The organism is Rhizobium sp. AP16, assembly GCF_000281735.1.
Taxonomy (GTDB): Bacteria; Pseudomonadota; Alphaproteobacteria; order Rhizobiales; family Rhizobiaceae; genus Rhizobium; species Rhizobium rhizogenes.
In genome coordinates, this window is the sequence record NZ_AJVM01000075.1 from 126,149 (window position 1) to 151,759 (window position 25,611).

Annotated in this window: 20 protein-coding genes; 5 read left to right on the forward strand and 15 right to left on the reverse strand. The window is 61.2% G+C overall.

Annotated elements, in window-relative coordinates; genetic code table 11:
* Positions 1-137 precede the first annotated feature (137 nt).
* Complete coding sequence (locus tag PMI03_RS26425) at positions 138-1,184, reverse strand: low specificity L-threonine aldolase (protein WP_007701042.1); 1,047 nt, start codon at positions 1,182-1,184, stop codon at positions 138-140.
* Positions 1,185-1,748: 564 nt separating this feature from the next.
* Here PMI03_RS26425 and gltB point away from each other — a divergent pair.
* Both gltB and PMI03_RS26435 read left to right on the forward strand, forming a co-directional pair.
* Positions 1,749-6,473, forward strand: coding sequence for a glutamate synthase large subunit (gene gltB, locus PMI03_RS26430; RefSeq protein WP_007701046.1), 4,725 nt, complete (start codon positions 1,749-1,751; stop codon positions 6,471-6,473).
* Between the two features lie 177 nt (positions 6,474-6,650).
* Positions 6,651-8,105: a glutamate synthase subunit beta gene (locus PMI03_RS26435; protein WP_007701059.1), complete on the forward strand. Its 1,455-nt coding sequence runs from the start codon at positions 6,651-6,653 to the stop codon at positions 8,103-8,105.
* 63 nt (positions 8,106-8,168) lie between these two features.
* On the opposite strand, the gene PMI03_RS26440 is transcribed toward PMI03_RS26435, so the two are convergent.
* The 3 genes from PMI03_RS26440 to PMI03_RS26450 form a co-directional block, all read right to left on the reverse strand.
* On the reverse strand, positions 8,169-8,918 hold the full coding sequence (locus tag PMI03_RS26440; RefSeq protein ID WP_007701060.1) for an aminoacyl--tRNA ligase-related protein: 750 nt from the start codon (positions 8,916-8,918) through the stop codon (positions 8,169-8,171).
* Positions 8,919-9,159: 241 nt separating this feature from the next.
* Positions 9,160-10,371, reverse strand: a complete 1,212-nt coding sequence (locus PMI03_RS26445) for a DUF459 domain-containing protein (protein ID WP_007701061.1) — start codon at positions 10,369-10,371, stop codon at positions 9,160-9,162.
* 88 nt (positions 10,372-10,459) lie between these two features.
* Positions 10,460-11,683, reverse strand: coding sequence for a lytic murein transglycosylase (locus PMI03_RS26450; RefSeq protein ID WP_007701062.1), 1,224 nt, complete (start codon positions 11,681-11,683; stop codon positions 10,460-10,462).
* Between the two features lie 203 nt (positions 11,684-11,886).
* On the opposite strand from PMI03_RS26450, the gene galU reads away from it, so the two are divergent.
* A complete protein-coding gene (gene galU / locus PMI03_RS26455; protein WP_007701064.1) occupies positions 11,887-12,774 on the forward strand; it encodes a UTP--glucose-1-phosphate uridylyltransferase GalU in 888 nt (295 codons plus the stop codon).
* Between the two features lie 56 nt (positions 12,775-12,830).
* On the opposite strand, the gene PMI03_RS26460 is transcribed toward galU, so the two are convergent.
* A complete protein-coding gene (locus tag PMI03_RS26460; protein WP_007701067.1) occupies positions 12,831-14,333 on the reverse strand; it encodes an outer membrane beta-barrel protein in 1,503 nt (500 codons plus the stop codon).
* A 177-nt stretch (positions 14,334-14,510) separates the two neighbouring features.
* Between PMI03_RS26460 and PMI03_RS26465 the strand changes: the two genes are divergently transcribed.
* A complete protein-coding gene (locus PMI03_RS26465; protein WP_007701072.1) occupies positions 14,511-15,506 on the forward strand; it encodes an SIS domain-containing protein in 996 nt (331 codons plus the stop codon).
* Here PMI03_RS26465 and PMI03_RS26470 read toward each other — a convergent pair whose 3' ends face one another.
* Together PMI03_RS26470 and PMI03_RS26475 are read right to left on the reverse strand one after the other, a co-directional pair.
* Positions 15,507-15,965, reverse strand: a complete 459-nt coding sequence (locus PMI03_RS26470; protein ID WP_007701076.1) for an NfeD family protein — start codon at positions 15,963-15,965, stop codon at positions 15,507-15,509. It abuts the gene before it with no gap.
* 3 nt (positions 15,966-15,968) lie between these two features.
* Positions 15,969-16,982, reverse strand: a complete 1,014-nt coding sequence (locus tag PMI03_RS26475; RefSeq protein ID WP_007701079.1) for an SPFH domain-containing protein — start codon at positions 16,980-16,982, stop codon at positions 15,969-15,971.
* A 307-nt stretch (positions 16,983-17,289) separates the two neighbouring features.
* Between PMI03_RS26475 and PMI03_RS26480 the strand changes: the two genes are divergently transcribed.
* The gene (locus PMI03_RS26480) at positions 17,290-18,198 is read left to right on the forward strand and encodes a S1C family serine protease (protein WP_007701081.1); all 909 of its coding nucleotides are present in this window, start codon (positions 17,290-17,292) and stop codon (positions 18,196-18,198) included.
* A 21-nt stretch (positions 18,199-18,219) separates the two neighbouring features.
* Here PMI03_RS26480 and hemH read toward each other — a convergent pair whose 3' ends face one another.
* The 8 genes from hemH to PMI03_RS26520 all read right to left on the reverse strand — a co-directional run bounded on the left by hemH (position 18,220) and on the right by PMI03_RS26520 (position 25,610).
* Positions 18,220-19,245, reverse strand: coding sequence for a ferrochelatase (hemH, locus tag PMI03_RS26485; protein WP_007701085.1), 1,026 nt, complete (start codon positions 19,243-19,245; stop codon positions 18,220-18,222).
* Positions 19,246-19,342: 97 nt separating this feature from the next.
* Entirely contained in the window at positions 19,343-21,325 is a 1,983-nt protein-coding gene (locus tag PMI03_RS26490) for a 5'-nucleotidase C-terminal domain-containing protein (RefSeq protein ID WP_007701088.1), read from the reverse strand.
* A 148-nt stretch (positions 21,326-21,473) separates the two neighbouring features.
* Positions 21,474-21,794: a hypothetical protein gene (locus tag PMI03_RS26495; protein WP_007701092.1), complete on the reverse strand. Its 321-nt coding sequence runs from the start codon at positions 21,792-21,794 to the stop codon at positions 21,474-21,476.
* A 28-nt stretch (positions 21,795-21,822) separates the two neighbouring features.
* Positions 21,823-22,209 (reverse strand): hypothetical protein, encoded by a 387-nt coding sequence (locus tag PMI03_RS26500; RefSeq protein ID WP_007701094.1) that lies wholly within the window; start codon positions 22,207-22,209, stop codon positions 21,823-21,825.
* Positions 22,210-22,391: 182 nt separating this feature from the next.
* The gene (locus tag PMI03_RS26505; RefSeq protein ID WP_007701096.1) at positions 22,392-23,843 is read right to left on the reverse strand and encodes a homospermidine synthase; all 1,452 of its coding nucleotides are present in this window, start codon (positions 23,841-23,843) and stop codon (positions 22,392-22,394) included.
* Positions 23,844-24,035: 192 nt separating this feature from the next.
* Positions 24,036-24,929 carry a DUF3445 domain-containing protein gene (locus PMI03_RS26510; RefSeq protein ID WP_007701098.1) on the reverse strand — a complete coding sequence of 298 codons (894 nt, stop codon included), beginning with the start codon at positions 24,927-24,929 and terminating at the stop codon, positions 24,036-24,038.
* Positions 24,930-24,938: 9 nt separating this feature from the next.
* A complete protein-coding gene (locus tag PMI03_RS26515) occupies positions 24,939-25,307 on the reverse strand; it encodes a DUF4440 domain-containing protein (RefSeq protein WP_007701100.1) in 369 nt (122 codons plus the stop codon).
* An 18-nt stretch (positions 25,308-25,325) separates the two neighbouring features.
* On the reverse strand, positions 25,326-25,610 hold the full coding sequence (locus PMI03_RS26520) for a YciI family protein (RefSeq protein WP_007701103.1): 285 nt from the start codon (positions 25,608-25,610) through the stop codon (positions 25,326-25,328).
* Between the last annotated feature and the right edge of the window lies 1 nt (position 25,611).

Consider the following 25,611-nt stretch of genomic DNA (forward strand, 5'->3'; position numbering starts at 1 on the left):
TCGCTCATCGTGCGCCTCCTTATGACGGCGCATCGAACTTCACGATGTTCACGCATCGGAATCAGAACTAGGCTTTTGTCGCCAGACTGAGCGCCGGCTGGCCGAAAGCCAGTTCGACGCTCTTTTTTATTCAATCGTCAAGCAAGGCAGCCAAGGAAGCCGGCGACATCGTCCTCGGTCGTGGCAAAGCTGGTGACGAGGCGGATCAGGGCCTCATTCTCGTTCACCAGATCCGGCTGCGATTCCGGGATCGGCCATTCATAGAACTTCGCGCCCTTGTCTTCGGCGGTCTTGGCGGCCGATTTCGAGATGATGGCGAAGACTTCGTTCGATGCGGTCGGCCATGCGAGGCGCGCGCCACGCGCCTGCTCTATGCCGGCGCGCAGGCGGTCGGCCATGCGGTTTGAATGGCGGGCAAGGTCGAGCCAGAGGCCGTCCTGGAAATAGCCGTCGAACTGGGCGGCGATGAAGCGCGATTTGGAGAAAAGCTGAGCGGCACGCTTGCGGATGAAATGCATCTCCTTTGCCTGCTCCGGATTGAAGAAGACGATCGCCTCGGCGCACCAGCAGCCGTTTTTGGTGCCGCCGAAGGAGAGGATGTCGACGCCGCGTTTCCAGGTCATCTCCGCCGGGCTGGCGTCGAGCGCGACCAGCGCATTGGCGAAGCGGGCGCCATCCATGTGCAGCGGCAATCCGTTCGTTTTGCTGATGGCGGCGATGGCATCGATCTCGGCGAGCGAATAGACCGTGCCGATTTCCGTCGCCTGGGTGATGGTCACGGCAGCAGCGCGGCCGTGATGGATGGCGTCCTGCGGGAAGCGCGCGACCTTGGTGGCGAGCGCCTTCGGGTCGATCTTGCCGCCGGGACCGTCAACGGTCGCGAGTCTCGCGCCGCTGAAGAAATCCGGCGCGCCGCATTCATCTTCGGCGACATGCGCCTCAGTATGGCAGAAGCTGATCCCGCCCGGCTTCTGGACACTGGCGAGCGATAGCGAGTTGGCGGCGGTGCCGGTCGCGACAAAGAAGACGGAGACTTCGCGCTCGAAAATCTCGGCGAACTTGGCTTCGACCTTCTGGTCGAGATCGCTGGTGCCATAGGCCGAGGCGAAGCCGCCGGATTCGGCGAGCAGACGTTCGGCGATCTTGGAATGGGCACCAGCCCAATTATCGGAAGCAAAAAACATTGATAGCACCAACTGAGACTACAGGTTTGCGGGAAAGGTAGTTAAGGTCTGCCGGACATTAATCCAATGGTGCGGGCTATCAAGAGTGCAGTGCTGAAGGACTCATCACAGAAATTGATCTAAGCAATCAACAAACAAAATGATGCGCTGCAGCGAAACTTTCTTGCTTGAAATTTGCAACATCGGCAATCTTCCGTCGCGCGTTGACGAAATTTTGCCGTTTTGCTCTTGCGAAGGCAGAAGCTTTCTGTCATAGAGCTGGTGAATTAGGACAGGGTTGCTGTCCTATTTTGGCCACCGAGGCCGAAGATGCGCCAGGGGTCCTGACGATGTCGGGATTTCGAGCTATAGTTACCGGGAGCACGCCCTTTTAAGCCTTCGAGGCGACGGGGCGGAGCGGCGGTGGAATAGCAAGGCGCGGAACGCTGACGACAGGCTCCACCGTGGGCCAGGTTTGCGACCGGATCTTCATAATGCAACAGCGCTGTCGCGCGTCGGACCGGGGAACGGGGCGACGCGGGACGAAGGATCGCCCGCGTCGCGGGCCTTACCGGAGGGAAGACGATGACGAACAGGACGCCGTCCATGACTTTTGACCAGATCGCTGCAGCCAATGCTGTCGCTGCGGCCAAAACGTCGAAACGCGCCGCCGGCATCCCACGGAAGCAAGGCCTTTACGATCCGCGCAATGAACATGATGCCTGCGGCGTCGGCTTTGTCGCGCATATGAAGGGCCAGAAGTCGCACCAGATCGTGCGCGACGGCCTGTTCATTCTCGAAAACCTGACGCATCGCGGCGCCGTCGGCTCAGATCCGCTGATGGGCGATGGTGCGGGTATTCTCGTGCAGATTCCGGACCGTTTCTTCCGCGAGGAAATGGCCTTGCAGGGCATCACCCTGCCGAAGGCGGGCGAGTATGGCGTTGGCCATTTCTTCCTGCCGCGCGACGAGGCACTGATCGAGCATTTCAAGACTGCCATCAAGCAGGTGGTTACCGAGGAAGGTCAGGTCCTGATCGGCTTCCGCGATGTGCCGGTCGACAATTCCTCGCTGTCGAAGGCGCCTGATATCGCCGCCACCGAGCCGCATCATGTGCAGGTCTTCATCGGCGCCGGCCGCGATGCCGGCACGAACGAGGAATTCGAGCGCCGTCTGTTCACCCTGCGCAAGGTGATCTCCAACCGCATCTATGCGGAATATGAAGGCGAAGAGAGCAGCTTCTATCCCGTGTCGCTGTCGAGCTCGACCATTGTCTACAAGGGCATGTTCCTCGCCTATCAGGTGGGTGCCTATTATAAGGACCTGGCCGATCCGCGTTTCGAGACGGCGGTTGCCCTTGTGCACCAGCGCTTCTCGACCAACACCTTCCCGTCGTGGAAGCTGGCGCATCCGTACCGCATGGTCGCCCATAACGGTGAAATCAACACGCTGCGCGGCAACGTCAACTGGATGGCGGCGCGTCAGGCGTCGGTATCTTCGCCGCTGTTCGGCGACGATATCTCCAAGCTCTGGCCGATCTCCTACGAAGGACAGTCGGACACCGCCTGTTTCGACAACGCGCTCGAGTTCCTCGTGCGCGGCGGCTACTCCATGGCGCATGCCATGATGATGCTCATTCCTGAAGCCTGGGCCGGCAACCAGCTGATGGCGGCCGAGCGCAAGGCGTTCTACGAATATCACGCTGCTTTGATGGAGCCGTGGGACGGCCCGGCTGCGGTCGCCTTCACCGACGGCAAGCAGATCGGCGCGACGCTCGACCGTAACGGTCTGCGTCCGGCCCGCTACCTCGTCACCAATGATGATCGTATCATCATGGCGTCGGAAGCCGGCGTTCTGCCGGTCGACGAAGAGAAGATCATCCAGAAGTGGCGCCTGCAGCCGGGCAAGATGCTGCTGATCGACATGGAAAAGGGCCGTATCATCTCCGATGACGAGGTGAAGTCCGAGCTTGCCAGCAAGCATCCCTATCAGAGCTGGCTCAAGCGCACGCAGTTGATCCTGGAAGACCTGAAGCCGGTGGAGCCGCGCGCGCTGCGCCGCGACGTGTCGCTGCTCGATCGCCAGCAGGCCTTCGGCTATACGCTGGAGGACACCAAGCTCCTGATGTCGCCGATGGCGACGACGGGGCAGGAGGCCATCGGCTCCATGGGCACGGATACGCCGATCTCGGCCATGTCCGACAAGCCGAAGCTGCTTTACACCTATTTCAAGCAGAACTTCGCGCAGGTGACCAACCCGCCGATCGACCCGATCCGCGAAGAACTGGTGATGAGCCTTGTCTCCTTCATCGGCCCGCGCCCGAACCTGCTCGACCATACCGGCATGGCCAACGCCAAGCGCTTGGAAGTGCGCCAGCCGATCCTGACCAATGGCGATCTGGAAAAGATCCGCTCGATCGGCCACACGGAAGACCGCTTCGACACCAAGACGCTCGACTTCACCTATGATGTCGAACGTGGCGCCGAAGGCATGCCAGAAATGCTCGACCGTCTCTGCGAGCGCGCGGAAGCAGCCGTTCGCGGCGGCTACAACATCATCGTGCTTTCCGACCGCCAGATCGGACCGGACCGTATCGCGATCCCGGCGCTGCTGGCGACGGCTGCCGTGCACCATCACCTGATCCGCAAGGGGCTGCGCACCTCGGTCGGCATCGTCGTCGAAACCGGCGAGCCGCGCGAAGTGCATCATTTCTGCCTGCTTGCCGGCTATGGCGCCGAGGCGATCAACCCCTATCTCGCCTTCGATACGCTGCTCGACATGCATCAGCGCGGCGAGTTCCCGAAGGAAGTCGACGCCACGGAAGTCGTCTATCGCTATATCAAGGCGGTCGGCAAAGGCATCCTCAAGGTCATGTCGAAGATGGGCATTTCGACCTATCAGTCCTATTGCGGCGCGCAGATCTTCGACGCGATCGGCCTGCAGGAAGAACTGGTCGACAAGTATTTCTTCGGCACGGCGACCATGATCGAAGGCATCGGCCTTGAGACCATTGCCGAGGAAACCGTCGCCCGCCACAAGTCGGCCTTCGGTGCCGACCCGATCCTGGCGAGCACGCTCGAGATCGGCGGCGAATATGCCTACCGTATGCGCGGCGAAAGCCACGCCTGGACGCCGGATGCGGTGGCCGCTCTTCAGCATGCCGTGCGCGGCAATGCCGAGGATCGCTATCGCGAGTTCGCGGACATGGTCAATGACTCGGCACTGCGGATGAACACCATCCGTGGCCTGTTCAAGATCAAGAGCGCGGAAGCGCTCGGCCGCAAGCCGATTTCGGTCGATGACGTCGAGCCTGCTGTCGACATCGTCAAGCGCTTCTCGACGGGCGCCATGTCCTTCGGCTCGATCAGCCGCGAGGCGCATACGACGCTGGCGATCGCCATGAACCGGATCGGCGGCAAGTCGAACACCGGCGAAGGTGGCGAAGAGTCCGATCGCTACATGCCGCTCTTCGACGGTTCGCCGAACCCGGAACGCTCGGCGATCAAGCAGATTGCGTCTGGCCGCTTCGGCGTCACCACCGAATATCTGGTCAATGCCGACGTGCTGCAGATCAAGGTAGCGCAGGGTGCCAAGCCCGGCGAGGGCGGACAGTTGCCCGGCCACAAGGTCGACGCGACCGTCGCCAAGACCCGGCATTCGACGCCGGGCGTCGGCCTGATCTCGCCGCCGCCGCACCACGACATCTACTCGATCGAAGATCTGGCGCAGCTGATCTTCGACCTGAAGAACGTCAACCCGACCGCCGATGTCTCGGTCAAGCTCGTCTCGGAAGTCGGCGTCGGCACGGTTGCCGCCGGCGTTGCCAAGGCGCGCGCCGACCACATCACCGTCGCCGGCTTCGACGGCGGCACGGGCGCCTCGCCGCTCACCTCGCTGAAGCATGCCGGTTCGCCTTGGGAGATCGGCCTTGCTGAGACACAGCAGACGTTGGTGTTGAACGGGCTGCGCTCGCGCATCGCCCTGCAGGTGGACGGCGGTTTGAAGACCGGTCGTGACGTCATCATCGGCGCGCTGCTCGGCGCGGACGAGTTCGGCTTTGCCACCGCACCGCTGATCGCGGCCGGCTGCATCATGATGCGCAAGTGCCACCTCAATACCTGTCCGGTGGGTGTCGCGACGCAGGATCCGGTTCTGCGCAAGCGCTTCAAGGGCACGCCCGAGCACGTCATCAACTACTTCTTCTTCGTCGCTCAGGAAGTGCGCGAAATCCTCGCCTCGCTTGGCTTTACCAGGCTGGACGATGTCATCGGCGCTTCGGAGCTGCTGGAGAAGGACGACATGCTCGCCCATTGGAAGGCCAAGGGGCTCGACTTCAGCCGCATCTTCCACAAGGTCGATGCGCCGAAGGAAGCGACCTATTGGACGTCCCTGCAGAAGCACCCGATCGACGACATTCTCGACCGCAAGCTGATCGAGCAGGCCGAGCCGGCGCTTGCCAGCAAGACGCCTGTTGCGTTCGAAGTGGACATCAAGAACGTCGACCGTTCGGCTGGCGCGATGCTCTCGGGCGCAGTCGCCAAGCGTTACGGTGCCCGTGGTTTGAAGGACGATACGATCAGCGTTACGCTGAGGGGCACCGCCGGACAGTCGTTCGGCGCGTTCCTGGCGCGGGGCGTCACCTTCAACCTCATCGGTGACGGCAACGACTATGTCGGCAAGGGGCTTTCGGGCGGCCGCATCATCATCCGTCCGCCGGAGAACTCGAAGATCCTGGCCGAACATTCGATCATCGTCGGCAACACCGTGCTTTACGGCGCGACCGAGGGCGAGTGCTACTTCCGTGGCGTTGCCGGCGAGCGTTTCGCGGTGCGCAACTCCGGCGCCATCGCCGTTGTCGAAGGTGTGGGCGACCATGGCTGCGAATACATGACCGGCGGTGTCGTCGTCGTGCTCGGCGAAACCGGCCGCAACTTCGCAGCCGGCATGTCGGGCGGTGTTGCCTATGTGCTCGACGAGAAGGGCGATTTCGCCCGCCGCTGCAACATGGCGATGGTCGAGCTGGAGCCGGTTCCGGAAGAGGACGAATTGCTGGAGAAGCTGCACCATCACGGTGGCGACCTCATGCACAAGGGACGCGTCGACGTCTCCGACGACATGACGCGTCACGATGAGGAGCGGCTCTACCAGCTCATTTCGAACCATTTCCACTACACCGGTTCGACGCGTGCAAAGGAAATCATCGATCATTGGACCGATTACCGTCCGAAATTCCGCAAGGTCATGCCGGTTGAATACCGCCGCGCCCTTGAGGACATGGAGCGGAACCGGATGAGCGTGGCGGCGGAGTGATCCGCGGCAACGCCCTTTCCATTCGAGGGTTTCGCGCCTGATTGCGATCGCCGGAATGGCGGTCGCAGCTGTCGAAAAGCGGAATCAGATTTGAATTACAGTGCCGGACAAGGCAGCGGGATTTGCCTTCAGGCACGGGAGCCATCGGGCTCTTCTTTAGAGTGAGGAAACGAAAGCATGGGCAAGGTAACAGGCTTCTTGGAAATCGACCGGCAGGTTGGCAAGTATCAGCCGGCGTCGGACCGTATCCGGCATTTCCGCGAATTCACGATTCCCATGTCGGACCCGGAAGTGCAGAAACAGGCCGCGCGCTGCATGGACTGTGGCATTCCTTATTGCCACGGCCCGACCGGCTGCCCGGTGCACAACCAGATCCCGGACTGGAACGACCTCGTCTACAACAACAACTGGGAAGAGGCGATCCGCAACCTGCATTCGACCAACAACTTCCCGGAGTTCACCGGCCGTGTCTGCCCCGCGCCCTGCGAGGAAGCCTGCACGCTGAACCTCGAGGATGCGCCGGTCGCGATCAAGACGGTCGAGCAGGCGATTGCCGACAAGGCCTATGAGCTCGGCTTCATTCGCCCGCAGCCGGCCACGGTCCATACCGGCAAGAAGGTCGCCGTCATCGGCTCCGGCCCCGCCGGCATGGCAGCTGCCCAGCAGCTTGGCCGCGCCGGCCATGAGGTTCATCTCTACGAGCGCGAGTCGAAGGCCGGCGGATTGCTGCGTTACGGCATTCCGGACTTCAAGATGGAGAAAAACTTCATCGATCGCCGCGTCGAGCAGATGAAGGGCGAGGGCGTGACCTTCCATTGCGGCGTCAATGTCGGCGTCGACGTCAAGATGGAACAGCTTCTGACCGATTATGATGCCGTTCTTTATTGCGGCGGCTCGGAAACTCCGCGTGAGGCCGGCATTCCCGGCGTTGGGCTTGCCGGCGTCCATGATGCCATGCCCTATCTCGTGCAGCAGAACCGCCGCGTCGGTCGCGAAAACATCGACAGCATCGGCTGGCCGTCCGACCCGATCCTCGCTGGCGGCAAGCATATTGTCGTCGTTGGTGGTGGCGATACCGCGTCCGACTGCGTCGGCACGGCTTTCCGTCAGGGCGCCGTCAAGGTCACCCAGCTCGATATCCGCCCGCAGCCGCCGGAAAAGGAAGACAAGCTCGCCGTCTGGCCGTTCTGGGCAACGAAGATGCGGACCTCCTCCTCGCAGGCAGAAGGTGCCGTGCGCGAATTCCAGGTCGCGACGCTGGAGTTCATCGGCGAAGACGGCGTGCTGACAGGCGTGAAGTGCTGCGAAGTGGATGAGCGCCGCAAGCCGATCGCAGGTACGGAATTCGTTATCCGCGCCGATCTCGCCTTCATCGCCATCGGCTTCCGCGGCCCGTTCACCGACAGCGTGCTCAAGGATCTCGACGGCAAGCTGACGCTCAACACCGACAAGCGCGGCTCGACCAACGTGGTCGCCGACGACAAGAGCTACAAGACCTCGGTCGACAAGCTCTGGACCGCCGGCGACGTCCGCCGCGGCCAGTCCCTGGTCGTCTGGGCCATCCGCGAAGGCCGCCAGGCCGCTCGCGCGATCGACGAGGCCCTGATGGGCGCCACGGTGTTGCCGCGGTAAAACGCCTCACGAATATCCAAGCAAGCATTGAAAGTCGGGCTCGTACAGAGCCCGGCTTTCCTTTTATCTGCTGGCCGCGATGTTCCAATTGTAGATGCAGCGGTCGAGGCCGATGGCGATTTCGAGCACCAGAACGTCATGATCCACGACGGGGCCTGCCTTGCCCTTGCTGCGGTAGCGCTGCGGGAAATCGGTGCGCTTTGAGATCGAGCAGACTTCCATCCATTTGTCGCCGTTATCCACCTCGATATCCATCGTCACCTGCGAATAGGCCGGCAGGCGATCCGATGGAACGATCCTTGTCGGCAGATGAATCATCGATGCGATCATGCGGCGGACTGGTTCGAGGCACGCCGCATGATAGTCGTTACCGCTATCGGCGGTGAAGGCGCATTGGAACTCAAGCTGCCAGAACTCCTTGAGCCTGACATGCTTCGTCGGTTGCTCTTGCTCCCGGCGATAGGATTTTCCGGCCTGCCAAACACACAATGGCAGTCGTGTCCTGGAATGATTTTCGAGGAGATGCTGCATGTAGATGTAGGTCGATGGTGTCGTCTCCGGCCGAAGCACCAATTCGGAATCCGTCGGTGATATCCGCTCCTGAACCCAGATGTCGGGGTTCGAATAGGCATCCGAAACGAGATGGCGCGGCATGAGGGTAGGGGCTTCAACTCTCCGGACATCCCAAGCCGGATTTGCGGATCTGAGGAAGTGGCGGACCTCATCGGAAAAGAACCGGACGAGATCGTCACGGAGCCGGATGTCCCGCTCTTCCCAGTGAACGAGCGAATTGACGTTGTAGATATTGAGCACGATGCCTCTCTCCTTGGGCAACGTTGATGTTTTTGGCGAGGGCTTTACGTCCAGCAGCGGCCGGTCGCAGCGCTGCTTCCGGCTGTCACAACTGGACGCGGAGACCTCGGCCGGAGAACGCGCAGAAAACTGCAGCCTGCAGGCAGGTGCGGTTACGATCGGTAAGATCTGCGCGGTTCGTGCTCATAGGCGGATTTTCTATTGGCCAATTGTGATGTTGTCAAATTGGCCCAAGTGCCGCCTATGGGGTCGCTGTCGTCGGCGGCGCAGTCCCCGGCAGCCGATAATCATCGACACGTCCCGTCGGGGCCGGGGCCATCTGGCCTTTTTCGACCAGGAGGTCGCGGGGCGAGGGCGTCGCGGGCGCCGGGGCGGGAGTTCCGCCGAGGAGCTGCGAGCCGCCGTCGAGATTGGGGTCGGAGATACTCATCGGCTGGGTGCGGGTGATCTTTTCCGTCTCTGTTGCCGGCAGGTTGGCTTGTTCGGGCGCCAGCGGATTACCGGTATCCAGGCGCGTGATGTCGGGGCTTGCCTGATCGCCCAGCAGGCGGCGCACCGGCTTTTCGACGTAGAAGGCGACCTTGCGCTTGCCCGCTGCCGTCAGGTTGACACCGTCGGCGGTTCTGAGCCGCACCTGCTGGCCGTTGATATCGGAGCCCGTGACGATGAACTCGCCGTTCTGGTCGGTAAACCCGTCCCAGATATCGATGAACTCGCCGCCGACGCTTGCGACCTGGCTCTGGTAAAGCTGATTGAGCTTCACCGCGCCTTCGGTCAATTGATCAGAACCGAAGGCCGGCAGGCCGACCCAGATGAGGGGGATATGGCGGTTCGTCACCAGCTTGGCAAACTGCTGCACGCGCTCCTCATAGGCGAGGAACCAGGGGTCGGTGCCGTATTTTTCGTTGAGGCCGTTGCCGATGATCTGCTGGCGGTCGTTGGCGCCGATCATCACGACGACGACCGCTGGCTTCAGCTGATCCAGCATGGTGGGCAGCTGCTGTGGCCAGTTATAGTAATCTTGGCGCACAAGGCCGGAGGCGACGGTGCCGCGGGTCTGGACGACGACGCCGGGCGATGTCGAAAAGGCGTCTGCCAATCCATCGCCGAGGCCGCTTGCCAGAAAATCGCCGACGACGAGGATCGTCTTGGCGTCGGACAGCTTTTCCGCCGGTGGCGGCGTATCCGGTTGAACCACCACTTGGCGCGGTTTCGGCGGTGGTGCGACCCGTTTACGCGGCTGCGTCGAGCGTCTCGGAGCCGGCCGATCGTAGGATTGGTCGGGAATATCGGGCTCGGATCGGCCGAACAATATGTCGAGCAGCGTCTTGCGCGGCCGCTCCTGCGCCTCGGCGGCCGTCAACAGGCAGGCAAGGGTAACACAGACAGCAAGAAGCGCCGCGAGGGTCGATTTCGCGGCAGCCATGATTGTGCGGGCAGGTCGGTTTTTCATCGGGCTCTTTTCCGCTCAATGCCCCATGGTCGCATGAGGACGGCACCGCCGTCCAGCCGATCCAAGGCTCATGGTTGATGGCGGCGACCTATTTGCGCAGCGCGTTCAACAGGCTCATCGAGGGTTCGCCATCGGCGTCCATGCCAATACGTTGCTGAACTGCGGCGATGGCGGCCTTGGAGCCGGAGCCAAAATTGCCGTCGACGACGCCGTCATAATAGCCGAGTTCCTTCAGACGCGTCTGCAGCTCGAATTTCTGCTTCACATCCAGCGTGCCGCTCGGACGTGGCCAGGATTGCTGCATGCCGCCATAGCCGGCGAGCTGATCGGCAAGCAGGCCGACGGCGATCGCGTAGCTGTCGGAAGCATTATAGCGCTTGATGGTGAAGAAGTTGCTGGTCATCAGGAAGCCCGGCCCATTGGGCCCGCCCGGCATCTTCAGCTGCGCGCGCTCGGAGTTCAGGCGGAAGCCCTTGCCGCTTGGGCGGGCAAAACCGAGGGCGGCCCATTGGGCAAGCGTACGGGTCTTGCCAGCCTGCGCGCTGCCGCCCGGCGGCACGGTGACTTCGTAGCCCCAGGTGTGGCCAGTGCTCCAGCCGTTCTTGGCCAGCAGGTTTGCCGTTGTCGCCAGCGCATCGGGAATGGAATTCCAGATATCGGCATGGCCGCTGCCATCGGCATCGACGGCATAGAGCAGGTAGCTGGTCGGGATGAATTGGGTGTGGCCCATGGCGCCGGCCCAGGAGCCGGTCAGCTCCTTGCGCGATATGTCGCCATTCTGCAGGATCTTCAGCGCCGCGATCAATTGCTTCTTGGCGTAGTTGGCGCGCTTCGGGTCGGCATAGGCAAGCGTCGCCAGCGCGCGGGGCACGTAATGCAGCTTCTCTTCCTTGGCCAGGACGGCGCCGTAATTTGATTCCATCGACCAGATGGCGAGCATGATATTGCGGTCCACCCCGAAATGCTGTTCAAGTGAACGCAGTGTGGAACCGTATTTGGTCGCCATCTTGCGGCCAACATCGACGGTATAGGGGTTGACGCGGGAATCCAGGTAATCCCAGATCTGGGATTTGAATTCCGGCTGGTATTGCGCTTTTTCGAGGACCGTGGGGTCGGGGTCCGTCACGCCGGCAAATGCATTGCGATAGGTCGACTGCGTAATTCCGCTCTTGGCGGCGGTGCTGTAGAAACCCGCAATCCATTTTTGGAACCCTGGGTCCGCATTGGCGTTAATGGGGGTCAATCCCGCAAAGGCGCCGAGCGCGAGCGCCAGAGCGAGACCAAGAAGGGAGTGTTTGCGGTTTGAAGTCATCTACAGCCGTGTCCATCAATACTTGGATTTCGGAGCGGCGATGCGCGTAGCAGTCGCCCAAGCATGACATTACAGGAATGAAGTCAACAAATTGTTTACCATGGAAGCCGGGGTCAGTCATCATTGCAAAACAGTCGCAAATTTATTCTACTGACCCTCAAATAATGTTGGCGCAGAACGATTTAATTCCCCAGGAGGTATGAGTGGGACAGCATAAAAAGGTGCGTAAGGCAGTATTTCCGGTCGCCGGGCTCGGGACGCGATTCTTGCCGGCAACCAAGGCGGTGCCGAAGGAAATGCTGACCGTTGTCGACAAGCCGGTGATCCAATACGTCGTCGACGAGGCGATGGAGGCGGGCATCGAGCATTTCGTGTTCGTGACCGGCCGCAGCAAGCATGTCATCGAAGACTATTTCGACATTCAGTTCGAGCTTGAGCAGACATTGCGCCAGCGCAACAAGAATGCCGAGCTGACGCTTTTGAGCGGCCTCTTGCCGAAGGCGGGCACGGCGAGCTTCACGCGCCAGCAGGAGCCGCTCGGCCTCGGTCACGCCGTCTGGTGCGCCCGCGAGATCGTCGGCGACGAGCCGTTCGCGCTGCTTCTGCCCGACATGGTCATGAGCGCCGAAAAGGGCTGCATGAAGGGCATGATCGAGCTCTATGAAACCAGCGGCGGCAATGTCATCGCGGTTGAGGAATGCACGCCGGATCAGACCCACAAATACGGCATCGTCGGCGTCGGCGACACCATCGGCAATGGCTTCCGCATCACCGGGATGGTGGAAAAGCCGGCCAAGGGTACAGCCCCGTCGAATTTCTTCATCAACGGCCGCTACATCCTGCAGCCGGAGATTTTCGAGATCCTGGAGAGCCAGGAGCGTGGTGCGGGCAACGAGATCCAGTTGACCGACGGCATGCTGAAGCTTGCGCAGAAGCAGGATTTCGCCGGTTATCACTTCCAGGGCCAGACCTTCGACTGTGGCGCCAAGGATGGCTTCATCCTCGCCAACGTCGCCTTTGCCCTCGCCCGTGCGGATATCCGTCCGACTGTCGAAGACGGACTGAAGGCGCTGGTCGCGGCGCTGAAGTAACGGCGATCAAAGTCTTCTCTCCCCGCTCTAGAGAGTTTCGAAAGGGCGGGGAGAGTTTACCTCTTCACCGTCAATCCCACGCCCGCCTGAACCTGTCGCGTATCGTCGCCCGTCTTTCGTGATGTCAGCTGGTAGCCGACGTTGCTGGTGAGATCGAGGTAGCGGTTGATGCCCCAGGTGAAGCCGAGAGCTGCGTCATATTCCGTTTCGTCGGCGAAAGAGCTGTCGGAGGGATAATTGCGCCAGATCGTGCCGCCGGTCAGCTTGGCGGTGAGGTCGTCGCGTAGCTGGTGGCTCAAGGTGCTGGTGAGCTGATAGGCGGTATAACCGCTTTCGCCCGCCGTCGTGGAGGGCTGCATCGTGGTCGCAAGACCGATGCTGACATCGGTGCCGCGCTGCGGCGACCAGGCGAGTTTGCCGTCGATGGTTGGCGAATCGATTGCGGCGAGCCGCGAATCATCGAATTCCGTGTGCTGATAGCCGAAGCCGAGCTCACCCTTCATCTTCTCGCCGAGGTCGAGCTCGACGCCCGCCTTGCCGCCGAAGCTCTGGTTCGAGCGAGCGTAGCCGTTGCTGTCATGCGACTGGTCGTAGACAGCAAGGCCGAGATCTGCTTCGAGGAAGGGAATGAGGGCTGGCGACAGCTCGTAACCGATGCGCCCGCGCCAGGTGCCGGCTGTCTGGTTGCGGTCGCTGAGCGTCACCGGCGTTCCGTCCGAGAGCACGGCGTCGGAATAGACGGTGCGGGTCAATGCCACAGCTGTCGTGCCACGCAGCACGCCGAAATCACGCTCCAGCGAGAGACCGGTATTGAACTGGTTGACGGCCGATTGCTTCGAGGCGTTGGCAATGGCGTTCGGATCGCTGGTATCCTCGCGGAAGAATTGATAGCCGGCGGTGATGTGGGCGACGGTATCGGCGGGAAGGTCTAGGCGCAGGTCGGCGTTGAGATTGACGGTCGGTTGCTCCGCGCCGCTGCCGCTGAAATTCTTCTGCCAGACGCCTTCACCGGTGATGGTCAGCGCATGGCGGTCCCAATCCGAGGTCAGTGTGCTGCGCAGATCTGTCTGCAGGAAGCTGCGATCGTCATTGGTGGAGCCGGTGCGGTTGCGCTCGACATTGACGGACTGGTTGATGGAGGGACGCAGGGTAAAGGTGCCGAGCGGTATGCCCTGCGCGTCCGCGCGGTCCGGATATTGCCGCGCCCTCAGATCATCGACGCCGGTTTCGCGTAGATTGACGCGACGTAGGTCATCGTCGAGCGTCGAGCCCGTCGTCGTCGGGTCAATGCTGCCGAGCCGGAGGCGGGCGTTGAGCGGCGCGTCCGTATCCGTCGAGCTCTGGTTTGCGGTTTTGGTCGTCTTGGATTTGGCGGATGTTGTGGCGGTGACCGGAAGATCGAGGCTGTCGGTGTCGGTCGATCCTGCCTGGGTGGTGTCGGCCGACTGCGCATGGACCGGCATCGGCATAGCAAATACGCCCCAGCCCAGCAGAGCGGATGCAGCGCATGCCGTCAGCCGGAGGGAGCGTCCACCCGCCTTGTTGTTGCCGATGTCCATTTGATCCTATGTCTGATCTTACTGGAAATGCCTTAAATTCTTACCCAATCCTAAAGCCTCATGGTTAACGCTTCCTTGCCAGAGAATTATAAGGAGTGGGGGATGACCGGCTTGGTCCTTGCTATGCGAAAACGATCTCCGGTGGACAGAAATAGAGAAAAGCGGTAGGCCTCCGTCATGAATAAGAGAGCAGTGAAATTCATCGAGAACGGTGCGATCGAATCCGCGATGCGGACGATCGAGATCGAAAGGCAGGGGCTGGAAGCGCTGGAGCGCGCATTGGCCGACGGTTTGGCCGAACCTTTCAGCCGCGCGGTGGAGGTGATCGGCGGCATCGACGGGCGCGTCATCATCACCGGTGTCGGCAAGAGCGGCCATATCGGCAACAAGCTCGCAGCATCGTTCGCCTCCACGGGAACGCCGTCTTTCTTCGTGCATCCGGTCGAAGCCAATCACGGCGATCTCGGCATGATCACCCAGGACGATGTCATCATCGCCATATCATGGGGTGGTGAAAGCGCCGAATTGCGCGGCATCATCAGCTATTCCCGCCGTTTCTCGATCCCGATGATCGCCATCACCGCGGGCGAGACCTCGACGCTGGCGCGTGAATCCGACGTGGTCCTGCTGCTGCCCAAGGAGCAGGAAGCCTGCCCGCACGGATTGGCGCCGACGACGTCGACGCTGTTGCAGCTCGCGATCGGTGACGCGCTTGTCGTGGCGCTGCTGGAAGCGCGGGGCTTTACCGCCGAGGATTTCCGCACCTTCCATCCGGGTGGCAAGCTTGGTGCGAGCCTCTCGCATGTCGTCGATATCATGCACAAGGGCGATCGCGTTCCGCTGGTCAATCTCGGCACGGGTATGCAAGAGGCGGCGATGACGCTCTCGAACATGCGCTTCGGCTGCGTCGGCGTGATCGATGACGACGGCTGCCTCTGCGGCATCATCACCGATGGCGATATCGCCCGCAATCTTGGCAGCAGTCTTGCTGAGATGCAGGTGGACGAGGTGATGACCCGCAATCCGAAGACGGTGAAGGAAACGACGCTGGCGACCGGCGCGATGGCATTGCTGAACCGCTACAATATCTCAGCGCTGATGGTTGTCGACGAAACCAAGCGGCCCATCGGCATCGTCCATTTCCACGATCTTCTGCGGATCGGCGTAGCCTGATCAGGCGGCCTCGACGGTCAGGTCGCGCCCGTTGCTGGCGACGACCTTGACGCGGGTGCCGGCCGGCAGATCCGGCCCGGCCACGATCCAATAGGTATCCTCCAGACGGATGCGGCCGCGGCCCTCGATGATCGGCTCGGCAAGCGTTGCCGTGCGACCGACGAGGCTGGCGCTGCGCTGGTTTAGAAACGGTTCGTCCGTCGCCTGGCTGTTGTTATACACATAGTGCCGGCCGAGCAGGGTGACGATGACGGCGGATGCCGCGAAGATCAGCCATTGCACCTGCCAGACCCAGAAGGCGCTGTCCCAGAAGAGCAGCGATAGCGCGCCGACGATAATGCCGGCAAGGCCGACCCAGATCAGGAAGAAGCCCGGCAATACGAGTTCGGCTGCGAGCAGCACCAGTCCCAGTACCCACCAGCTCCACGGGCCGAGTTGTACGACGAGATTGTCGAACATGGATCAGCTCTCCCGTGGTGTCAGCGGATTGATAGAGGGCGTGGTGCGCGCCGGGCCGGAACGCGGACGAGGGGACTGCGGCGATGTGCCATCGCCGTTATCGCCGAACACCTCGCGGGCAATTGACCCAATGCCGGCAAGCGAACCGAGAATGGAGGTGGCTTCCATCGGCATCAGCACGATCTTGGAATTGCCGGCGGTACCGATCGCGGTCAGGGCCTCGGTGTATTTCTGCGCGACGAAGTAGTTGATTGCCTGCACATTGCCCTCGGCGATCGCCTCGGAGACCACGCGGGTTGCTTTGGCTTCGGCTTCGGCCAGACGTTCGCGGGCCTCGGCGTTGCGGAAGGCGGCTTCGCGCTGGCCCTCGGCCTGGAGCACGGCCGATTGCTTCGCACCTTCGGCACGCAGGATTTGCGCGGCGCGCAAGCCCTCTGCTTCGAGAACCTGAGCGCGCTTTTCGCGCTCCGCCTTCATCTGTCGACCCATGGCGTCGACCAGATCCTTCGGCGGTTGAATGTCCTTGATCTCGACGCGTGTCACCTTGATGCCCCATGGCTCGACCGCGTTGTCGACAACGCGCAGCAGCCGTTCATTAATGGCGTCGCGATTGGACAGCAGCTCATCGAGATCCATCGAGCCCATAACAGAGCGGATGTTGGTCTTGGTGAGGTTGAGGATCGCACTTTCGAGATTGGTGATCTGATAGGCCGCCTGGGCTGCATTCAAGACCTGGAAAAAGGCGACGGCGTCGGTGGAAATGCTGGCATTGTCCTTGGTGATGACCTCCTGGGTCGGCACCGCCAGCACCTGTTCCATCACATTCATGCGGACGCCGAGCGTGTCGATGAAAGGCACGATCAGATTGAGGCCCGGTTCCAGGGTGCGGGTGTAGCGGCCGAAGCGCTGGACCGTGTAACGATATCCCTGCGGCACGGTCTTGATCCCTGCAAACAGCACCAGGATGATCAAAACAACCAGGGCAATTACAAAGATGCTGAATCCACCGATGACCATAAAATCCTCCATCGACGTTCCCCGGACGATGCGAGGCTGACGTCATTCCCAAGCATTGCTGCATTTCTGACGCCCACGGTCGAGTACGTCGCGAAGCAGCTCAATCAGATGTGGTGGGTTATCATGTTCTCGGCAAGGGTGAAATGGTCTGCGACAACCAACCTTTCGCGCCCGGCAGCGAGGATATTCAATCTCGCCAAGGTCTTGCCTCCGGCTCCGCATCTTCATACCTTAAGGAAAGGAAAGATCCGGCTCGGCTGCCATGCAGTCTTCAGAGCCAAAGCATTGCGCATCAGCAGGTGAAGCTATGAACATCGATAGGACCTTGCGCTCGGTCGTGGCCGTGCATTCCAAAATTCCGGAGGATGCCTTTACGGCTGGATCGCTCGGCACGCGTCGGGAGGGCAGCGGCGTGGTCATCCGGAACAACGGGCTGGTGCTGACCATCGGCTATCTGATCACGGAGGCCGAGGAGGTCTGGCTGACGACCAATGACGGCCGCGTGATTCCCGCCCATGCGCTGGCCTATGATCAGGAAACCGGCTTCGGCCTGGTGCAGGCGCTCGGACGGCTCGATGTTCCCCCGCTGGATTTCGGTAATGTCGCCAAAGCCGATATTGGTGATCCCGTCATGATGGCCGATGGTATCGGCCAGTTCGTGCAGGCAAACATCGTCGCCAAGCAGGAGTTCGCGGGCTATTGGGAATATCTGCTGGATGAAGCGATCTTCACCGCGCCCGCCCATCCCTCCTGGGGAGGCGCTGCCCTCATCGACGCTGACGGCAAGCTTCTGGGCATCGGCTCGCTACACCTGCAGATGGCGGCAAAAGACGGCGGAAGCGCCGATATCAACATGGTTGTGCCGATCGATCTATTGCCGCCAATTCTCGATGACCTGCTCAATCGGGGTCAGGTCAACAAGCCACCGAGACCCTGGCTTGGAGCCTTTTCGGCCGAAAGCGACGGCGAGGTCGTGGTCATGAGTGTGGCCGAGGGCGGCCCCGCGGAGCAGGCGGGCTTGCGCCGAGGCGATGTCATCTCCGAAATCCGCGATGACGAGGTGGATGGCCTTGCCGATTTCTACCGGAAGATATGGGAAAGCGGCTCCGCCGGAGCGGAAATCCCCATGAGGGTCCTGCGCAATGGCCGTGAGGCATGGCTAAGGGTCAAGTCGGCCGACCGCAGCAGTTTCCTGAGGAAGCCACATCTGCAATAAGGCGGCGCTGGGCCGTTCAAATCAGGCCCAGCCCGACAGCTCCCGCCGCACCACCGCCTCCAGCACCCGCATGCCGTCCTCGCCGTCGTTGAGGCAGGGGATATGTGTGAATTTCTCACCGCCATTATGGTGGAAGGATTCGGCCGCCTGTTCGGCGATTTCCTCGAGTGTTTCCAGACAGTCGGAAACAAAGCCGGGGTTGAGGACGGCGATACGCTTGGCGCCGTCCCTGGCGAGGCTCTCCACCGTCTTGTCCGTATAGGGCTGCAGCCATTCCTCCGGGCCGAAACGGGACTGGAAGGTGACGATGAACTGATCGTCGGCAAGACCGAGCTTTTCACGCAGCAGGCGGCCGGTCTCGATGCATTGGGCGTAGTAGGGGTCACCCTTTTCCGAATAGGAAAGCGGGATGCCGTGGAAGGAGGCGAGTATCTTTTCCGGCAGCCAGTCGAGCGTGGCGAGATGCCGGGTGATGGATTTGGCGAGTGCGTCTATATAGGTGGGATCGCTGTGATAATCCGGCACCGTGCGCAGGGCCGGCTGCCAGCGCATTTTCACCAGCTTCTCGAAAGCTTTGTCATTGACCGTGGCGGTCGTTGCCGCCGCATATTGCGGATAGAGCGGAAACAGCACGATACGGTCGCAGCCCTGGTCCTTCAGCGCCTGGATACGGTCGCCGATCGACGGCGTTCCGTAGCGCATCGCCCAATCGACGACGACAGCGGGCAGGTCCGCCAGCCGCTCGGCCATCAGGTTCGACTGGTTGCGGGTGTAGGTGCGCAGGTAACTCTCGTTTTTGTCCTTGTTCCAGATCGTCTCATAGGCTTTGCCCACTTTTTGAGGACGAGTGTTGAGGACAATGCCGAAGAGAACCGGGTACCATTTCCATCGCGGCAATTCGATGACGCGCTTGTCGGTGAGGAATTCGCGCAGATAACGCCGCATCGACGTGTAGTCGGTGCCGTCGGGTGTGCCGAGATTGACGAGAAGGACGCCGATCCTGCCGGATTTTTGTTGTAATTGGCCGGTCGCGGCTTCTGCTGTCATCGATCATCTCCTCTCAACGAAACGAAGCCCCTCACATAGGAACAAAAACCGGCCCGGGAAAGCCCGGACCGGTTAAGTCCTGCGAGACAAATCGTCCTTACTTGGCCGGAATCTTCAATTCTTCACCGACCAGGAGGCGGTGCGGCTTGAAATTGCGGTTGGCGGCCAGCAGCTTGTGCCAATCGTTGGGGTTGCCGTAGTAGGTCTTGGCGAGATCCCAGAGCGTGTCGCCGGCGACGATGACATGGGTCGTCGGTGTCTTCGGCGGTTCATCGGTCTGGGTTGCCGGGGCGACCGCCGTCGTTGCTGGAGCCGTTGCGGCGGGCGCAGGTGTTGCCGCAGCCGGAGCGGTTGCCGCCGGTGCCGCAGTCGTAGGCGCGGCGGTTGCAGGCGCCGAGGCAGCGGGTGCTGGCGTGGCCGGCGCCGTGGTGGTCGCGGGTGCTGCGCCGGTATTCGCTGCCGCCGGCTGTGCGGCCGCGATCTGGGTTATGCGGCCGTCGGTGTAAGGCTTGTAAGGATTGTGCGCGGCGAGATAATCGGCCACCACGCCCGCCAGATCGGGGCCGAAGTCATAGGCGTTCTTGCCGTTCTGCGCGAAGACGGAATAACCATCGCCGCCGGCGCGCATATAGTTGTTGCTGACGACGCCATAGGTCTTGTCGGGATCGAGCGGCACGAATTCCGTGCCCTCCTGCACCGTGACGGAGACCAGGCGGCTGCCGGGCGGCTTGGATTTGTCGAAGGTATATTTGAGACCGGAAACCTGCGGGAAGCGGCCGGCACCCTCATCGATCTGGCTGAGACCATTCTCCAGTGCCGTCTTGACCTCCGCACCCGTCAACTGGAAGGTGGCGACGGTGTTCTGGAACGGCAGCACGGTCAGTACGCCGCCCATGCTGACGTCGCCGGCACCGATCGAGGCGCGCAGTCCGCCGCCGTTCTGGATGGCGATGCTGATACCCTGTCCCTTCGTCCGGTCGAGGATGGCGTCGGCGACGAGGTTGCCCATGGAGCATTCCTGAACGCGGCAAACCTCACGCGCGGCTTCGATCGGGCCTTCGGATGTGCCGATCACCTTATGGCGGAGTTCCTCGATCGGCTTTGCCATCTCCTGGACGCGGGCGGCGATCGCGGGGTCGGGCTTGACCGAGGCGTCCAGCAGGATCGGATCGCCCTTGGCATCCTTGACGGCGCCGTTGTCGTCGAAGGTGATGACGACATCGCCGAGATATTTGCTGTAGGACGCGGCCTGGACGACCGGGACCTTATAGCCGGCGGGGTTGTCGACCATGGTCGGATAGGGGCCGGCGGCTTTCGGGTCCGTGTTCGACAGCAGCGTGTGCGAATGGCCGCCAACGACGACACTGACGCCGGCGATCTTGGCGATCTTCTCGATATCGCGCTTGTAGCCGACATGGGTGAGCGCAATGATCTTGTTGACGCCCTGCGACTTCAGCGCATCCACCTCGGCGCTGATGGCGGCGGCATCGTCGGTGATCTTGACGTGCGGGCCGGGCGAGGAGAGTTCCGGCGTTTCAGTGGTGACGGCGCCGACGATGCCGATCTTCTGGCCGCCGATCGTGAGCACGATGGATTTCTTGATGCGGTCGCCGATTTTCGACTGGCCATCGACGACCATATTGGCGGTAATGACGGGGAATTGCGCCTTGTCGAGGAAAGCCGCCAGCGGCTCCTCGCCATCGTCGAATTCATGGTTGCCGACGGTCATGGCGTCGATCTTCATGTCGTTGAGGAATTCGACCTCGGCCGCGCCTTTGTAGGTCGTATAGAACAGCGAGCCCTGGAAATTGTCGCCGGCGTCGAGCACCAGCACATTCTGACCGGCAAGGGCTGCGCGGCGCTGGTCGATCATAGTCTTCATCCGTGCGGCGCCGCCGAAGCATTCATTCTTGGCTTCTTCCGCTGCCGAGCAGGTGGTGTCGAATTTGTTGATCGATTCCACGCGCGAATGGAAGTCATTGAAGTGCAGAATGTTGAGCTGATAGTCCGCGAAAGCGGCGCTTGTGCTGAGCGCCAAGGCGGCTGCAGCCAAAAGACCCACTCCGAAGGGCTTCGTCATCTTTCTCTCCTGTTATTTTTCACAATCCGATCCGCCCGTGCCCCACGGCGGCCCCCGTGACGATGTTTCCATCACGGCGGGGTGAGCGCAAGCGAAAGCTGTTGGGTTCATTCGGATTTTACAAATCCACAGGCGGGAGGCCGCGAGATCAGGCGCAGGCCTCGATCGAGGCGTCGCCATAAGCTTCCCGCACGGCGGCGATGACGTTCCAGCCGACGGCGAGAGCGACAAACAGGCAGCAAACTGCCGCGATGCGATGAAAGCGCCGGCTCTTGTCGCGATAGAGCAGGATCATACCGCCAGCATAGAGCAGCAAGGCGGGTATGGCGATGATCAGAACGCTCGCCGGCCCGTCGCAATCGAGCGCGGCGATGTCTTGGGCCTTGTAGCTATTGGCGGGGAGAACCGTCGCCAGAGCGGCGAGCGGCAAGCCGATGATGAGAATGATGTAAAGCGCCACTCTGCGCATGGCGTCCTACCCGTCCGCGATGCCGGTCTCAGCCTTGGCGATTGAGCGAGAAGTGCCCGCCGCCTTCCGCGGTGCAGTTCAGCTGGCTGGGATTGGCCAGGAAGCAATTGACCTTGGAGCTGGTGCGCTTCACGTTCGAATACAGATTGATCTGGATCACGCCGGACGCGTCCGTCGTGTAGGTTCCGGACGCCATTTGCGTATTCGTGCCGTCCGTCGTGTGCGTCTCGAACCTGCCGCCCGAAAATGACGAGTTCAGTCCGTTCGCATCGCTCCAGTTGCCGTCCACCGTCGTTGCACGCGGCTGCGAGCCCCCGCCCATGACGACCGGAGGTGGCCTCGATCCGCCGAAATCGACGCAGGCGGAGAGCGCTGCCGCGGCGGTGACAAGGGCAAGACTGGTTTTGATCTTCATAAATGTCTCCCGCGATTGAAGGCGGATTGGCGTCGTGGCGATTGCAAGAAACATGGCGCGACCATTTGTTGAAAGCAAGGCTTCAGACCCTCATCATCTTGATTTATCTGACGAGCGTAACAAAAATGCCCGCACGACCTGTGCGAGCATTTTAATTTCCGATTATTCTAATTCTCTGTCAATCAGCGAACCAGGATGTTCTTGAACTGCCAGGGGTCCTTGGTATCGATGTCTTCCGGGAACAGGCCCGGGCGACCGTCGAGCGGCGTCCAGTCGGTGTAGTGACCTTCGACTGGGCCGAGATAGGGCAGCTGCACTTCGAGGCAGCGCTTGTAATCGATCTCGTCGGCTTCGACGATGCCGGCGGTCGGATTTTCCAGAGCCCAGACCATGCCGGCGAGAACAGCGGAGGTTACCTGCAGGCCGGTTGCGTTCTGGTAGGGCGCAATGCGGCGGGTCTCTTCGAGAGACAGGCGCGAACCGTACCAATAGGCGTTCTTGTCGTGGCCATAGAGCAGCACGCCGAGTTCATCGACGCCGTCTTCCAGCTCATGCTCGTCGAGAACGTGGTGAACCGGCTGCGGCGTGCCGCCATTGCCGAACATTTCGTGCAGCGAGAGCACGGCGTCGTTGGCCGGATGGTAGGCATAGTGGCAGGTCGGACGATAGGTAACGTCGCCGTCCTTGTCACGGACCGTGAAGAAGTCAGCGATCGAGATCGATTCGTTATGCGTGACCAGGAAGCCGTATTGCGGACCCGGCGTCGGGCACCATGTCCGGATGCGGGTGTTGGCGCCCGGCTGTTCCAGATAGATGGCGGCCTTGGAGCCCTTCTTGTGCTTCTTGGCGTTCTTCGGCATCCACTCTTCGTGCGTGCCCCAGCCGAGCTCGGCTGGCTGCAGGCCTTCGGAGATGAAGCCTTCGACGGACCAGGTGTTCCAGAAGACGTTCAGCGGCTTCGGATGCTTGGTGCGCTGCGTGTCGCGCTCGGCAATGTGGATGCCCTTGACGCCGACCTTCTTCATCAGCTTGGCCCAGCCTTCGCGGTCATGCTGATCCGGCTCTTCGAACTTCAGGCCGATGTCGTTGGCAAGGTTGACCAGCGCCTGCTTGACGAACCAGGACACCATGCCCGGGTTGGCACCGCAGGTCGAAACGGCCGTCGTGCCGCCCGGGTTCTTCGCCTTTTCCTTGCGCATGGTCTCGCGCAGCGCGTAGTTGGTGCGGTCGGCATTCTTCAGGCTCTTGTCGAAATAGAAGCCGAGCCAGGGTTCGACGACGGTGTCGATGTAGAGCACGTCGAGCTTGCGGCACAGCTTGACCAGGTCGAGCGAGCCGGTATCAACCGAAAGATTGACGCAGAAGCCCTGGCCGCCGCCTTCCGTCAGGAGCGGCTTCAGCAGCTCCTTGTAATTTTCCTTGGTGACGTGTTCCTTGATATGGCGGACGCCGTGCTTTGCCAGGATTTCCATGTCGGCTGGCTCTTCGCGCGGGTCGATGACGACTATCCGGCTCTTGTCGAATTTGAAGTGGCGCTCGATCAGGGGCAGGGTGCCGCGGCCGATGGAGCCAAAGCCGATCATCACGATCGGGCCGGTAATTTCGGCATATACCGGATATTTGTGTTTCGTCATTCTTGTCTCCTTCGAAAGGCAGGACGCCGTTCGGCCTATGAAATTCAATCAATGTATGCGTGAAAACGCGAGGTGGACGGCTCTAATCACAAATTGATGTCACAATAAAGAGCTCTCCGGGCTACGTCGGGGAAAGTCAATAGAATGGCACCATACACGCGGTTTGCGACGAGTTTGTTGCTTATCGAATTGCTAGATGCCAGCCAACATCCGCAATTGCTTCACTAACTCGGCTTTCTGATGGATGAGTCCCTTATAGGTCGTCTGATGTTCGTCCAATGCATCCAGTTGGGTGGCGAAGCTTGATGCCAGCTCCGGGGCTCTGGGATGATTGGCGATCGCGGCGATCGGATCGACATAGACGCGGATGGTGAAGAGGATATCGCCTGAGACCGGCAGCTTGCGCAGTGTCTGGCGTTCGACGCGAGCGAAGCGGGTTTCGAGCGTGGGGGCGGTGGTAACCGGCGGCCGCCTGTGTTTTGAAGCCGACAAAAATAGCTCGTCTGTCATATTCACCGACCAGTTCAGCCGCTCGACGGGCTGCGACACCTGCAGATTGTCGAAGATGCGAGTGATCAGGGCGGCGTTGCGCGTGCCTTCGCCAAAACCGGGCACATCGGCGTGGATCGCTTGCATCGGCCGGCCGAATTTTTCCTGCAGCGACCAGGACGAGGGGAAGGCGACATGGCCGGCGACAAGGTGCCAGCCGTCGTCCTTGCGGCGCATGATGACGAGATCGTCGGCGACCAGTGATCCGGCCTTCAGCAATGGTGGAACCGAGGTGTCGGCGAGATCGACGGAATGACCGGCGATGGAGAGTATATCGCCATCGCGGCGACAGATGGCCGGGTGCTGTTCACAGAGATAGGCCGTCAGCAGGTCGAGCACCTCTTGCTGTGCGTCCTGCGTATTGTCCTCGGCAACGAAGATCTCGCTTAGATATTCACGGGAAAGACGCCGCTTCTCATCGAGATAGCGCCCGAGATCGGCATCGGGCTCGATCCAGCGGGCGGCGTCCAGTGGCACAAGGCCGATGGTGAAGGGTTTGGCGGAACCGTCATAGGGCGTGTAAGTCAGTTGTGTCATGGGTCGAGTCTATCGCGTCAGCGTTCCCTGATGGAAGAGCATCCGCCAACATCCGTCCGGCTCCATCCGCCAGATCGAGCTTCTGAGCGATCGGACGGTTGGCTTGTCGGCAAACGCGCGGGCGGCCCGATAGGTGACGAGAGCGATGCCGTCGGACAGCAGGCGCGCATCGAAGTCCTCTAGTGTGCGCAAGGCGCTATTCTGAGGATCGGTCGGAAGCTGGGTCAGGATGTTTTCCAGGTCGAAAAGGCGGCCGGAGCTGCCGATTTCGCGGAACTCCGTGCAGAGCAGTTCCGCCAATGCCTGCCGCGAGCCGCGCACCGCCGGATAAAAGAGCCTTTCTTCCAGCTCTTTCAGATGTGCGTGCAGGTCATCCATCGGGCTCTCCGTCTTTTCTCAGCTCTTCAATGCCTCCAGCCCCTCCGTCACGGTCGTTAGGGCGATTTCCGTGATGTCGTAGGCGGCGACGCCATGGATGGTGAAGGGGTCGGCGGCGACATAGGCTTCCAGTTCGGCGCGGTTGCCGCGGGCGAAGATGATACCGCCGGTGCGCGGTACCTTGCGGCCGGAGGCGAGAAACCAGCCCTTGGCATAGCCTTCCTTCACCCAGGCCAGATGTGGCTCCATGTGCTTGTCGGCTTCGTCATTGCCCTTGAGATAGGTCAGCGAAAGAATGAGCATT

Bases quoted from the DNA above. Each gene is read 5' to 3' on its own strand.
- PMI03_RS26425 (WP_007701042.1), bottom strand. From the start codon at position 1,184: ATGTTTTTTGCTTCCGATAATTGGGCTGGTGCCCATTCCAAGATCGCC.
- gltB (WP_007701046.1), top strand. From the start codon at position 1,749: ATGACGAACAGGACGCCGTCCATGACTTTTGACCAGATCGCTGCAGCC.
- PMI03_RS26435 (WP_007701059.1), top strand. From the start codon at position 6,651: ATGGGCAAGGTAACAGGCTTCTTGGAAATCGACCGGCAGGTTGGCAAG.
- PMI03_RS26445 (WP_007701061.1), bottom strand. From the start codon at position 10,371: ATGAAAAACCGACCTGCCCGCACAATCATGGCTGCCGCGAAATCGACC.
- PMI03_RS26450 (WP_007701062.1), bottom strand. From the start codon at position 11,683: ATGACTTCAAACCGCAAACACTCCCTTCTTGGTCTCGCTCTGGCGCTC.
- PMI03_RS26460 (WP_007701067.1), bottom strand. From the start codon at position 14,333: ATGGACATCGGCAACAACAAGGCGGGTGGACGCTCCCTCCGGCTGACG.
- PMI03_RS26465 (WP_007701072.1), top strand. From the start codon at position 14,511: ATGAATAAGAGAGCAGTGAAATTCATCGAGAACGGTGCGATCGAATCC.
- PMI03_RS26470 (WP_007701076.1), bottom strand. From the start codon at position 15,965: ATGTTCGACAATCTCGTCGTACAACTCGGCCCGTGGAGCTGGTGGGTA.
- PMI03_RS26475 (WP_007701079.1), bottom strand. From the start codon at position 16,982: ATGGTCATCGGTGGATTCAGCATCTTTGTAATTGCCCTGGTTGTTTTG.
- PMI03_RS26480 (WP_007701081.1), top strand. From the start codon at position 17,290: ATGAACATCGATAGGACCTTGCGCTCGGTCGTGGCCGTGCATTCCAAA.
- hemH (WP_007701085.1), bottom strand. From the start codon at position 19,245: ATGACAGCAGAAGCCGCGACCGGCCAATTACAACAAAAATCCGGCAGG.
- PMI03_RS26490 (WP_007701088.1), bottom strand. From the start codon at position 21,325: ATGACGAAGCCCTTCGGAGTGGGTCTTTTGGCTGCAGCCGCCTTGGCG.
- PMI03_RS26495 (WP_007701092.1), bottom strand. From the start codon at position 21,794: ATGCGCAGAGTGGCGCTTTACATCATTCTCATCATCGGCTTGCCGCTC.
- PMI03_RS26500 (WP_007701094.1), bottom strand. From the start codon at position 22,209: ATGAAGATCAAAACCAGTCTTGCCCTTGTCACCGCCGCGGCAGCGCTC.
- PMI03_RS26505 (WP_007701096.1), bottom strand. From the start codon at position 23,843: ATGACGAAACACAAATATCCGGTATATGCCGAAATTACCGGCCCGATC.
- PMI03_RS26510 (WP_007701098.1), bottom strand. From the start codon at position 24,929: ATGACACAACTGACTTACACGCCCTATGACGGTTCCGCCAAACCCTTC.
- PMI03_RS26515 (WP_007701100.1), bottom strand. From the start codon at position 25,307: ATGGATGACCTGCACGCACATCTGAAAGAGCTGGAAGAAAGGCTCTTT.
- PMI03_RS26520 (WP_007701103.1), bottom strand. From the start codon at position 25,610: ATGCTCATTCTTTCGCTGACCTATCTCAAGGGCAATGACGAAGCCGAC.